The following is a 12,187-nucleotide window of genomic DNA, read 5'->3' as shown; positions in this document are numbered from 1 at the left end:
AGCTGACCTGCCGGTGCCTGAGACATCGTTGACGTCGAAAGAGCGGTGGCACCTGCGGAACTGGCGTCGTAGCGGGGGTACGTGGGAGGGGCGACGCGCCGTCAGCCCGGGCCGGATGATTCGCGGGGCCGTGTCAGGCCCTGATTCAGCCCCGTTCGAAGACGGCGACCGTGCGGGCGGGGACACTGAACGTGCCTGAACCGCGCTCGTACGAAGCCGCCTTGACCACCGGGTCGGCGCCTTGCGCCTGGATGGGGTGCAGCCCGTACGCGGTGTCCTTGAGGCCCGTCATCCGCTGGTCCTGTGCCTGCGGGGTCGCGTTGAAGACGATCACGAGGTTCCCGAGCTGCATGGTGATGACGCCGGGGGTCTCGGCGGATGTGCCCGAGAGCGGGAACGAGAGCCGAGACTGGACCTGGTCGGCCGTGGCCAGGGAGAAGGCGGGCTCGGTCGCGCGCAGCTTCACCAGGTCCTGGTACGCGGCCGAGGTCCCGTTGATCTCGGCACAGCCCGGGGTCAGGTTCGGAGACGTCAACAGGGGCTTTCCGTAAGCCCACTTGTCCTTGTTGTCGGCGGCCGGGGGCAGGCCGCGTCCGAAGCCGTTGCCGTCCTCGCAGTCCCAGTGCAGGGCGTTGAACCAGTCGCCGCTGTCGTAGGAGTTGCGGTCCAGGGACTTCGAGCGCAGCAGGTCGCTGCCGGCCTGGGACAGGGAAGGGCCCTGGGCCAGGGTCGAGGTCGCCATCGCGAGCACCTGCATGCGGGAGCGCTCGGCGGCCGTGGTGTCCGCGGGCAGCTTGAAGGCGAGTGCGTCGTAGAGGGATTCGTTGTCGTGCGCGTCGGAGTAGGACAGCGCGTCGCCGGGGGCGTCCGCGTATCCGGCCGGTGCGCCGTTGTAGTCGACCTCGGAGCCCTTGACCCTGCGGCCGGAGGAGTCCGTGAAGGTGTACGCGGAGAGGTTGCCCGTGAGCGCCACCTTCAGCAGGTCCTGGTAGTGCAGCAGCCTCGTCTTCTGCTCGGCCACAGTGCCGTTCGCCTTGGAGGCGTTGGGGTCGGTGAACAGGCCGCTGGCGAAGCCCTGGACGCCGGGGTCCTCGTCGAAGGGGCCGCCGCCGCGCAGCGCGTCGCGGCCGCGGTCGGAGAAGGTGGCGATGCCCGTGCCCGCCATGTTCTTCTGCGTGGCCTGGACGAAGCGGGCATCGTCGGCTATCTCGCCGAAGTTCCAGCCCTCTCCGTAGAGGACGATCTTCTTTCCGTCGACGCCGTCCTTCTTGAGGGTCAGCGCGTCGAGCGCCTTGCGGACGGCCAGGATGTTGGCCTTGGGGTGGTGGCCCATCAGGTCGAAGCGGAAGCCGTCGACCTTGTACTCCTTGGCCCAGGTGACCAGCGAGTCGACGACGAGCTTGCCCATCATGGCGTTCTCGGGCGCGGTGTTGGCACAGCAGGTGGAGGTGGCGACCGTGCCGTCCGCCATCAGCCGCTGGTAGTAACCCGGCACGATCTTGTCGAGAACCGACTTGTCGGCCTGGCCGCTCGCCACGGTGTGGTTGTAGACGACGTCCATCACGGTCCGCAGGCCGGAGCCGTTGAGGCCCTGGACCATCTGCCGGAACTCGACCGTGCGCCGGGTCCCGTCGGGGTCGCTCGCGTAGCTGCCCTCCGGCACCGTGTAGTGCAGCGGGTCGTAGCCCCAGTTGTAGGCGTCCTTGGCGGCGGTCTTGGCGACGCAGGCCTGCTGCTCGTCGGAGTCCGGGGCGGGCGCCGTCAGGTCGCAGCCGGGCGTGGCCTGGTCGGCTTCGCGCTCGGGGATGGTGCCGATGTCGAAGGCCGGCAGCAGGTGGACGTAGGAGGTGCCTGCCTTGGCCAGTTTGCGCAGGTGCTGCACGCCGTCGGACTTCGTGTCGGTGAAGGCCAGGTACTTGCCGGGGTGGCGCGCTGTGCGGTCCTCAATGGAGAAGTCACGGATGTGCAGCTCCTGGATCTGCGCGTCGCGCAGGGGCTCGGCCTTCGGCTTCCTCAGCTGCTCCCAGCCCTTGGGGGCGAGCTTCGGGTCGCCGAGGTCGACGGCGATGCTGCGGCGCGAGTCGGCCGTGAGCGCCGTGGAGTAGGGGTCGGTGACCTTGTTGGTGACGACCTTCTGGACGCTGGGCGCCCACACCTTCACGACGTACCGGTACTGCTTGCCCGTCCAGCTCCTCGCGCCGGCGACGGACCACACGCCGCTGGCGTCGTCGCGCCGCATCGCCACGCGCTTGCCGTCGAGTTCGAGGCTCACGGACTGGGCGGTGGGGGCCCACAGGGCGAGTGTGGGGCGGCCGTCGCGGAACTGCGGACCGAGGGCGGCCTTGGTGGCGTTGGCGCTGTAGAGGTCGTCGAGGATGCCCTGCGTCTGGACGCCGGTGGCAGTCAGCAGGGTGCCGTCGGCGCTGCTGCGGGTGGCGATGAGCTGGCCGATGAGGGCGTGGCGGATGCGGTCGCGGTCGCGAGGGTCGACGGTGAAGGCGGCGTAGCTCTTCAGGTGCGGGTATTTCTTGCGCTGGGCGTCGGTGAGGCCGCCTTCGGCCGGGGTGAGGCGGATCCGCCTCACCCCGCCGGTGAGTTCACCGTCCTTGACGGCGAGTTGCCCGTCGCGGGCGTACACCAGCTCCTGCGAGGCGGCGTCGCCCTGGACCTCCCAGGCGAGTGTGTTCTTGTCGATCCACTGGGCCCGGGAGGCGGACAGGTCGAGTGCGGCGGGCGCGTCGGCGGCGGCCGATGCCCGGGGAGCCGCGACGGCCGAGGGCGTCAGGGGTGCGACCGCGGCGAGCAGGGCGAGGGCCGTGGTGACGAGGGTGCGGCGGGGGGAGCCGGTCAAGGGGAACTTCTCCTTGTGCGTTGCGGGGTGCGGAAAGTGAGCGCTGGGGGCAGATATCAGCCCCTCCGGCGTTTGAGGAGCGGGGTCCGGGGCGGAGCCCCGAGTCGGGGGTGGGCCGCCCGGCGGCGGGGAAGCGGATGCCGGGCGGCCTGCCTCGGTGGGTACGACAGTCAGGCGGGGCTCAGCAGCTCCTGGCCCCGGTGTGCAGGGCCAGGGCGGTGTTCGGCGCCACGGTGGCCGTGAACTGGCCCGAGCCGTTGACGGTGACGCTCCTGCCGCTCTGGATGTCGCAGTAGCTGCCCGCGGCGAGGGACGTCTGGAAGGTCCGGCCGACCGAGGAGCCCTCGTGGTTGATGACCACGTACGCCTTGTCGCCGCGGCCGAACGCGATGGCGTCGTTGCCGTTGTCCCACCAGTTGGTCATGCCGGTCCCGCGGGCGGTGTTGCGGAACTTGACCATGCTCTTGATCTCGGGCCAGGCGTGCTGGCACTTCCAGCCGTCGCTGTAACAGGCGTTCACGTGGCCGCCGTTGGGCGATCCCGCGTCGTTGCTGCTGAACTCGTAGCCGGAGTGCACGTCCGGTGAGCCGTAGGGCAGTGCCAGCATGAAGACGTGCGCGAGGGTGTAGTTGGCACCGTCCTTGTAGTTGAGGGTCTGGCCGTGCCGTTCGGTGTCGTGGTTGGCGACGAAGACGGCGGCTGAACCGCCGGGCATGTAGCCCCAGCCCTCGCCGAAGTTCTTCAGGTAGGCGAGCTTCTCGTTGTTGAAGACCCGCTTCAGGTCCCAGCCGTAGCGGAACTCCTGGGCGTCGCCGGTGGCGGTGTACTCGCCCGGGGAGACCGCCTCGCCCGCCCCGTAGATCGTCTCCTGCTTGAAGTAGGCCCCGGGGTTGCTGAGCCGCGACTTGATGTTCTTCAAGTCGTCTACGGGTATGTGCTTGGCCGCGTCGACCCGGAAGCCGTCGACGCCCAGGGACAGCAGGTCGTTCAGGTAGGCCGCGACCCGCCCCCGGACGTAGTCCTCACCGGTGTCGAGGTCGGCGAGGCCGCCCAGCTCGCAGTTCTGGACGTTCCAGCGGTCCTGGTAGTTGCTGATGTTTGAGCGGCAGTTGTCCATGTCGGCGCCGGAGTATGTGCCCGGGTAGTCGTACTTGGTGAAGGACGATCCCGCCGAGCCGGTTCCGTTGGCGTTCGTCATGTGGTTGATCACCGCGTCGGCGACGACCTTGACCCCGGCGTTGTGGCAGGTGTCGACCATGTTCTTGAACGCGGCCCGGTCGCCGAGCCTGGTGCCGATCTTGTAGCTGACGGGCTGGTAGGCGGCCCACCACGCCTCGCCCTGGATGCGCTCCTGGGGCGGCGAGACCTGGACGTAGCCGTAGCCGTCGGGGCCGAGCTGCTGGGTGCACGCCTTGGCCACCGAGTCGAATTTCCACTCGAAGAGTACTGCGGTGACGTCCTTGCCTCCGGGCGGGGCGGCCTGTGCCTGCGGTGCTCCGGCGACGATGCTGCCCGCGGCTCCCGCGACCAGGGCGAGAGCGGCGGCGAGGGGTCTGCGGGCGGGTCTGCGGACTCTGGACTTCCGGCCAGCCATGAGGGCCTCCTGCATGAGTGAGGTGTGACCTTTGCCTGAGTGAGGTGTGACCTTGTCCGGCAACGCGCCGTGCCCGTAAGGCCGTTGAAGGATGTTGCAGAAACATTTCAACGCCGTTTTCGGTCGAGACCGTACGACCCTCAAGAACCCCGGTCAACCCTCGGCGCACACTCTGGCGTCAGATGCGTGATCCCGGGAGTTCACGCCCCGCAAAACCTTTCGCAAGACATTGCGACGGTGTTACGTTCAACCACGACTCCGGTCCGGACGGCCGGGGGACCCGGCAACGGGCCCCACGCGCCCGGCCGTCCGGACCGGAGTCGTGGGACGGAGAGGCCCCGGCGCCACGTCATCACCCCGCTGCCCCGTCCGGGGCCGGCACCGGGGACCTCCCTTTCAGCGCCGCGCCTGCGCTGTCGAGCCACGCACCACGAGCTCGGGCTGGAAGACGAACTCCGTGTGCTGTACGGGGTTTCCGTGCAGCTCCTCAAGGAGAGCGCCCACCGCGGCGCTCGCCATCGCCTGCACCGGCTGGCGCACCGTGGTGAGCGGCGGGTCCGTGAAGGCGATCAGGGGCGAGTCGTCGAAGCCGACGACGGAGACGTCGTCGGGCACCGACAGGCCACGCTCACGCGCCGCCCTGACAGCCCCGAGCGCCATCATGTCGCTGCCGCAGACGATCGCCGTACACCCCTGGTCGAGCAGGACACTGGCCGCCGCGTGCCCGCCCTCGACCGTGAACAGCGTGCGCTGCACGAGCTGTTCGGCCTCCCCCTGTTCCAGGCCGAGCAGCGCGTGGAGTGCCGCCGTGAACCCCTCCGCCTTGCGCAGCGAGGGGACGTAGCGGGTCGGGCCGATGGCGAGTCCGATCCGCCGGTGCCCCAGGTCCACGAGGTGTCGCACCGCCATCCGCGCGGCCGCGCGGTCGTCGGGCGAGACGAAGGACACCGGGATGTGCTCGTTGTAGCCGTTGATCAGGACGAACGGCACACCGCGGGCGTGCAGTTCGAGATACCGGGTGGGGTCGGCCGTGGTATCGGCGTGCAGCCCGGACAGGAAGACGATGCCGCTGACCCGGCGCTCCTCCAGCTGCTCGACCAGCTCGTCCTCGCTGGCCCCGTCCGGCATCTGCGTGCACAGCATCGGTGTGTAGCCGTGCCCGGACAGGACCTGTTCGACGACCTGCGCGAAGGCGGGGAAGATCGGGTTGCTGAGCTCGGGGATGACCAGACCGACTAGACCGGCACTGTGCCGCTTGAGTCGCATCGGCCGCTCGTAGCCAAGGACGTCCAGGGCGGCGAGCACCCGGCGCCGGGTGCCGGCAGCCACCCCTGGCCTGCCGTTGAGCACCCGGCTCGCGGTGGCCTCGCTGACACCGGACTGGGCCGCGATGTCCGCGAGCCGCGGGACGCCCCGGTCCGACCGGTCTCCCCCGTCTCCCCGATCGGCGGACCGCGGCAGGGAAAGGGTCACACCGCCCACCAGACGGTGGTGTCGGCGGGCAGCTCGACCTTGCCGTCCGCCGTCTCCACCTCGGCGTTGGCAAGGAGGATCCGGCCGGGAGCCGGGATCCGCACCGCTTCGCCGGTGGTGTTGGCCGTGCACACGAAGCCCTCGCGCCGGAAGGCGAGCACGCCCTCGGGGGCATCGAGCCATTCCAGCGAATCGCCCGCGCCGAGCCCCGGCACCTCACGGCGTACGGCGAGCGCCCTGCGGTACAGCTCCAGGGTGGACGCCGGGTCGCCGGTCTGCGCCTCGACGCTGAGCTCGCCCCATCCCTCGGGCTGCGGCAGCCAGCTGCCGCCCGCGCCGAAGCCGTGACTGGAGCCGTCGATGGTCCACGGGATCGGCACCCGGCAGCCGTCGCGGAACCCGTCCTGCCCGTTCGCGCGGATGAAGGAGGGGTCCTGGCGCACCTCGTCCGGCAGCTCCGTGACGTCCGGAAGGCCCAGCTCCTCACCCTGGTAGACGTACGCCGAACCGGGCAGCGCCAGCATCAGGAGCGAGGCCGCGCGGGCACGGCGCAGGCCGAGCTCGCGGTCGCCCGCGGTGCTCAGCTGCGTGCCGAGCCCCGGCGGGTTGGCGAACCGCGTGGCGTGTCGGGTGACGTCGTGGTTGGAGAGCACCCAGGTCGCCGGGGCGCCGACGGGACGCATCGCGGCCAGGGACACGTCGATGACCTCACGCAGCTCCGCTGCGTCCCAATGGGTGCCCAGGTACTGGAAGTTGAAGGCCTGGTGCATCTCGTCCGGGCGCACGTAAGCGGCGGCACGCTCGACGGTGGGCGTCCACGCCTCGGCGACGAGAATCCTCTCGCCCGCGTACTCAGTGAGGACCTTGCGCCAGCTGCGGTAGATCTCGTGCACGCCGTCCTGGTCGAAGAACGGCATGACATCGTTGCCCAGCAGCTTGAGCTGGTCGCTGCGGCCGATGTCGGGCAGCCCCTCGGCCTTGACCAGGCCGTGGGCGACGTCCACGCGGAAGCCGTCGACGCCCATGTCGAGCCAGAAGCGCAGGATCGAGCGGAACTCGTCGTGGACGGCGGGGTGTTCCCAGTTGAAGTCGGGCTGCTCGGGGGCGAAGAGGTGGAGGTACCACTCCCCGTCCGGTGTCCGCGTCCAGGCGGGGCCGCCGAAGACGGACTCCCAGTCATTGGGCGGCAGTTCACCGTTCTCGCCCTTGCCCGGCCGGAAGTGGTAGCGCTCGCGCAGCGGGGAACCGGGGCCCTCGCGCAGGGCGCGCCGGAACCAGTCGTGCCGGTCGGACGAGTGGTTGGGCACCAGGTCGACGATGACGCGCAGGCCCAGGCCGTGGGCGTCCCGCAGCAGGGCGTCGGCGTCCAGGAGGCTGCCGAACATCGGGTCGATCGCGCGGTAGTCGGCGACGTCGTAACCGGCGTCGGCCTGCGGCGAGGAGTAGAAGGGGCTGAGCCAGACGGCGTCGACGCCGAGGTCCCTGAGGTAGGGCAGACGGGCACGGATGCCGTCGAGGTCACCCATTCCGTCACCGTTGCCGTCGGCGAAACTGCGCGGGTAGACCTGGTAGATCACCGCGCCACGCCACCAGTCCGTGTGGGTGCCGGAGGCGGGGGCTGCAGGGGCAGCGAGATGCTGGGTCATGTCTTCCCTGAGATCGAGAGGTCGAGTGCGAGGGGGGTGTGTGCCGTAGGAGAACTTCGTGTCAGGACTTCGTCGCGCCGGCCGTGAGACCGGAGACGAGGTGGCGCTGCACGAAGCCGAAGATCACCGCGGCGGGCACGGCGACGATCACGGCCGCGGCCGTCAGCGAGCCCCAGTCGCTGGTGTACTGGTTGACGAAGGTCTGCAGGCCGCCCGCCAGGGTGAGGTTCTCCTCGCCGGTCATGAAGGCGGAGGCGTAGGCGACCTCGGCCCAGCCGGTGATGAAGCTGTAGAAGCCGGTCACGGCGAGGCCGGGCTTGGCCAGCGGCACGATGAGCCGCCAGAACGTGCCGAACGGATTGAGTCCGTCCACCCGGCCGGCCTCGTCGATCTCCACCGGGATGGTGTCGAAGTACCCCTTCATCATCCAGGCACAGAAGGGCACGGCGATCGTCAGATAGGTGACGACGAGTCCGATGGGCTGGTTGAGCAGGCCCAGGCTCGCCAGGAGGTTGTAGAGCGGCACGATGAGCACCGCGACGGGGAACATCTGGGTGATCAGCAGCAGCCACATCAGCGGCCGCATGCCGGGGAACTTGAAGCGGCTGACGGCGTATCCGGTGGTCGCCGAGATGAAGACGCCGATCACCGTGGTGAGGCCCACGACGAGCAGGGAGTTGGCGAGCCAGCTCAGGAACTCGGTGTCGTTGACGACGTGGTCGTAGTTGCGGAACGTGAAGTCCTTGACCAGGTCGGTGGAGAACGCCTCGCTGGTCGGCTTGAACGAGGTGACGAGCAGCCACAGCGGCGGCAGGATCGCGGTGGCGGAGGCGATCAGGAGGCCCACGTGGAGCGCGACCGAGGCCAGCGGCCCGCGTTCGCCGCGCTCCCTGACCTTGGCCTTGGGCCGGCGCGTAGTCGACGTCTTCTTGTCGGTCACGGTGGTCACCACACTTCTCCCTGCTTGCGGAGCGCGCGGCGGTAAACGACCGCGAAGAGCGAAAGGAGCAGCAGAATGATGACGCCCCAGGCCGCGGATCCCGCGAAGTCGCGCGGACTGACGACGAACGAGAGCCGGTAGGCGTACGTCACCAGGATCTCGGTGGCGTCTCCCGGACCGCCCCGGGTGAGCAGGAAGATCACCGGGAACATGTTGAAGGTCCAGATGCCGCTGATCAGGATCACGGTGCTGCTGACGGTCCGCAGGCCCGGCAGCGTGATGTGCCGGAAGCGCTGCCAGGCGTTCGCGCCGTCCATCTCCGCGGCCTCGTAGAGCTCTCCGGGGATGGACTGGAGTCCGCCGAGCATGGCGACCAGCATGAAAGGGACGCCGAGCCAGACGTTGACCGTGATCACCGAGAGCTTGGCCCAGGTGGGGTCGTTCAGCCACGGGATCGCGTCGATGCCGCCGCCGGCGAGGATCTTGTTGAGGATGCCGTTCTTCTCGTTGAAGAGCAGCCGCCAGGTGAACACGGAGACGAAGGCAGGCACCGCCCACGGCAGGATCAGCGCCATCCGGTAGAGGGAGCGCCCCGCCAGCTTGCGGTTGAGCATGTTCGCGAGGACCAGACCGAGCGCGAAGGAGATCGCGACGCAGGAGACGGTCCAGATGATGGTCCACGTCAGCCGGTCCCAGAAGACGCCGTCCTGGAGGACCGCGGTGTAGTTGTCCAGGCCGACGGACTTGTAGGTCGCCGGGATGTGGTTCATGCCGATGGTGCGCTCGACGTTCGCCTCGTTGGCGTCGGTCGTCGACAGGTACAGGCCCCGCACCAGCGGGTATCCGATGATCACGCCGATGACGGCCACCACGGGGGCGACCATGGCCCAGGCGTACCAGTGCGTGGACAGCGACCTGCGCAGCCGTCCTGGAGTCTTGCCGGTGTCGCCGGTCCGCCGGCCGCGGCCGCGGGCGCCCTGGGCGTCCGCGGCCTTGGCCAGAGACTGGCTGCTGTCAACAGCCATCTACTTGTAGTCCTTCAGCAGCTTGCGGTAGGCGTCGCCGACACTCTTCGCCCCGTTCTCGGGCGAGGTCTTGCCGCTGAGCACCTTCTCCATCTGCAGGCGGATCGGCTCGAACAAGGCGTTGGCCTGCGGGATCCACGGCCGCTCCACGGACTTGTCCACGGCCGGCTTGAAGAACTGCACCATCTGGTTGTCCTTGACGGACTGCACGTCGTACACCGAGGTGCGGGTGGGCAGCAGGCTCAGCTTCTCGGTGGTCTGCTGCTGCACCTTGGCCGAGCTCATGTACTTGATGAACTCGTAGCTCGCGTCGAGGTTCTTGGAGCCCGCGTAGGCCGCGAGGTTCCAGCCGCCCTGCGGTGAGGCCTGACGGTCGCTGCCGCCGGGCACCGGGGCGATGCCGAGGTTGCCCTTGTCGCCCTTGAACGACTTGCCCTGCAGCGCGCCTTCGATGGACCAGGGTCCGTCGAGGGCCATCGCGACGTCGCCGTCCTTGAAGGCGTTGAGCTGGTTGTTGTAGCCGTCGCTCGCGTCGGTGGTGGCGGCCTTGGAGTCGACCAGGTCCTTCATGACCTTGAAGGCCGCGGCGCCCTGCGGGTCGTCGACGGTGATCTTCTTGCTCTTCGTGTCGAGGAGGTCGCCGCCCTCGCCGTAGAGGTACGGGAGGTAGTAGTACGGGTCGTCGCCACGCAGGTAGAGGCCGGTCTTGCCGGACTTCGACTTGATCTTCTTGGCGGCGGACTTCACCTCGTCGAAGGTCTTGGGGGCCTCGACGCCGGCTTCCTTGAGCATCTTCTTGTTGTAGAAGAGCGCCAGGGTGTCGATGGTCTGCGGGGCGGCGTAGGTCTTGCCCTTGAACTTGGTGCTGGCCGCGGCCTGCGGGAGGTAGTCGTCCGCCTTGTCGAGGGCGGGGGTGCCCTCCAGCGGGGCGAGGTAGCCGAGGTTGGCGAAGTCCGCGACCCAGGCGACCTCGGTGCGCATCACGTCGGGGGCGCCGGAGTTGCCGCCCGCGGCGTTCTTGAACTTGGCGTTGGCCTCGCCGAACGCGACGCTCACATAGTTGACCTTGACGTCCGGGTGGAGCTTCTCGAAGCCCTTGGCGAGCTTCTCGTAGGTCCCCTTCTCGGCGTCGTTCGAGGTGTCCCAGAAAGTGACGGTTCCGGACAGCTTGCCCGAACCCTTGCTGCCGCTGTCACTGTCATCGCCACCGCACGCTGCCACCGTCAGGGACAGGGTCGCGACCAGTGCGGTGGCCGCTATGCCACGCCGCATGTGAACTCCTTCAACTGATCCCGGAACAAGGGGGAGGCGAAACCCCCAACAGAGCTGCCTCCTACGAGCCGCACTCGACGCGGCGCCGGGTTGCCAGGGAACGTAACAGGATTGAAAAGCGCCCGAAAGACCTTGCGGGAAATTTCTGCAAGGACTGCTGATCGTTACCGCCGTGTGTCCTTACGGTTGCTCTTGCCGCACTGGACAGGCTCCTGAGGTGGCAGGGGTCGCCCCCACTTGGCCCCAGATGTCCCGCAAGCTCCTTGCAGAACCGGAACTTTCTGCAAGCTTTCACAACCGGTGTGCAATCCGGCGTATCACCGGTACAGTCCCCGCATGACCGCACGGCTCGTCGACATCGCAGCGCAGGCGGGGGTGAGCGAGGCCACCGTCAGCCGCGTCCTCAACGGCAAGCCAGGCGTGGCGGCGGGCACCCGCGAATCCGTACTCGCCGCCCTGGACATGCTCGGCTTCGAACGTCCCACGCGGCTGCGGCAGCGCAGCAGCGCCGGCCTGATCGGTCTGATCACGCCCGAGCTGGACAACCCGATCTTCCCCGCCCTCGCCCAGGTCATCGCCCAGGCCCTCACCCGCCAGGGCTACACGCCGGTCCTGGCCACCCAGACGCCCGGCGGCTCCACCGAGGACGAGCTCACCGACATGCTGGTGGACCGCGGCGTCTCCGGGATCATCTTCGTCTCCGGCCTGCACGCCGACACCACCGCCGACATGGAGCGCTACGAAGTACTGCGCGGCAAGGGCGTGCCCTTCGTCCTCGTCAACGGCTTCTCCCCCAAGGTGCAGGGCCCCTTCGTCTCCACGGACGACCGCGCCGCGGCCCGGCTCGCCGTCACGCACCTCGCCTCGCTGGGTCACACCCGTATCGGACTCGCGGTGGGTCCCAAGCGTTTCGTGCCCGTACTGCGCAAGATCGAGGGCTTCCAGCTCGGCATGCGCGAACGCCTCGGGATGTCGTCGGCGGATTCCGAGCAGTTGATCGAGCACTCCCTCTACACCTTGGAGGGCGGCCAGGCCGCGGCGGGCACGCTGATCGGCCGTGGCTGCACCGCGATCGTGTGCGCCAGCGACATGATGGCGCTCGGCGCCGTCCGGGCCGCGCGGGAACGGGACTTGCGGGTGCCGCACGACATCTCGGTGGTCGGCTACGACGACTCGCCGCTCATCGCGTTCACCGACCCCCCGCTGACCACCATCCGCCAGCCGGTCCAGGCGATGGGACAGGCCTCCGTGCGTACGCTCCTCGAAGAGGTCGGCGGAACTCCCGCCCCGCACAGCGAGTTCCTCTTCATGCCGGAGCTCGTGGTCCGCGGCTCGACCGCGTCCGGCCGGTCCGACCCATCATCGGACCAGCACTGACGAGCAGGA

The 12,187-nt window shown here is 68.9% G+C and carries 7 protein-coding genes and 1 pseudogene; 1 reads left to right on the top strand and 7 read right to left on the bottom strand.

Annotation, left to right across the window (positions count from 1 at the left end):
- Window positions 1–145 precede the first annotated feature (145 nt).
- From pulA to ACZ5U5_RS13560, 7 genes and pseudogenes are all read right to left on the bottom strand, one after another.
- Window positions 146–2,851 (bottom strand): pullulanase-type alpha-1,6-glucosidase, encoded by a 2,706-nt coding sequence (pulA, locus tag ACZ5U5_RS13590; RefSeq protein WP_469020321.1) that lies wholly within the window; start codon window positions 2,849–2,851, stop codon window positions 146–148.
- A gap of 184 nt (window positions 2,852–3,035) precedes the next feature.
- Window positions 3,036–4,445 (bottom strand): annotated as a pseudogene (locus ACZ5U5_RS13585) (alpha-amylase); the annotation flags it as partial.
- Between the two features lie 396 nt (window positions 4,446–4,841).
- On the bottom strand, window positions 4,842–5,927 hold the full coding sequence (locus tag ACZ5U5_RS13580; protein WP_469020320.1) for a LacI family DNA-binding transcriptional regulator: 1,086 nt from the start codon (window positions 5,925–5,927) through the stop codon (window positions 4,842–4,844).
- Window positions 5,915–7,564, bottom strand: coding sequence for a glycoside hydrolase family 13 protein (locus ACZ5U5_RS13575; RefSeq protein ID WP_469020317.1), 1,650 nt, complete (start codon window positions 7,562–7,564; stop codon window positions 5,915–5,917). Before ACZ5U5_RS13575 ends, ACZ5U5_RS13580 begins: the two co-directional genes overlap by 13 nt.
- Window positions 7,565–7,625: 61 nt before the next feature.
- Window positions 7,626–8,504, bottom strand: coding sequence for a sugar ABC transporter permease (locus ACZ5U5_RS13570; RefSeq protein WP_469020868.1), 879 nt, complete (start codon window positions 8,502–8,504; stop codon window positions 7,626–7,628).
- Window positions 8,505–8,509: 5 nt separating this feature from the next.
- Window positions 8,510–9,529, bottom strand: coding sequence for a carbohydrate ABC transporter permease (locus tag ACZ5U5_RS13565; protein ID WP_363206946.1), 1,020 nt, complete (start codon window positions 9,527–9,529; stop codon window positions 8,510–8,512).
- Complete coding sequence (locus tag ACZ5U5_RS13560; RefSeq protein ID WP_469020315.1) at window positions 9,530–10,801, bottom strand: extracellular solute-binding protein; 1,272 nt, start codon at window positions 10,799–10,801, stop codon at window positions 9,530–9,532.
- Between the two features lie 336 nt (window positions 10,802–11,137).
- Here ACZ5U5_RS13560 and ACZ5U5_RS13555 point away from each other — a divergent pair, with 336 nt between their 5' ends.
- Window positions 11,138–12,178, top strand: a complete 1,041-nt coding sequence (locus tag ACZ5U5_RS13555) for a LacI family DNA-binding transcriptional regulator (protein WP_469020312.1) — start codon at window positions 11,138–11,140, stop codon at window positions 12,176–12,178.
- Window positions 12,179–12,187: the final 9 nt, after the last annotated feature.

The sequence above is a fragment of the Streptomyces sp. NPDC033177 genome (assembly GCF_055577715.1).
The sequence above is the reverse complement of the archived record's forward strand: the minus strand, read 5'-3'. Positions and strand labels throughout refer to the sequence as shown.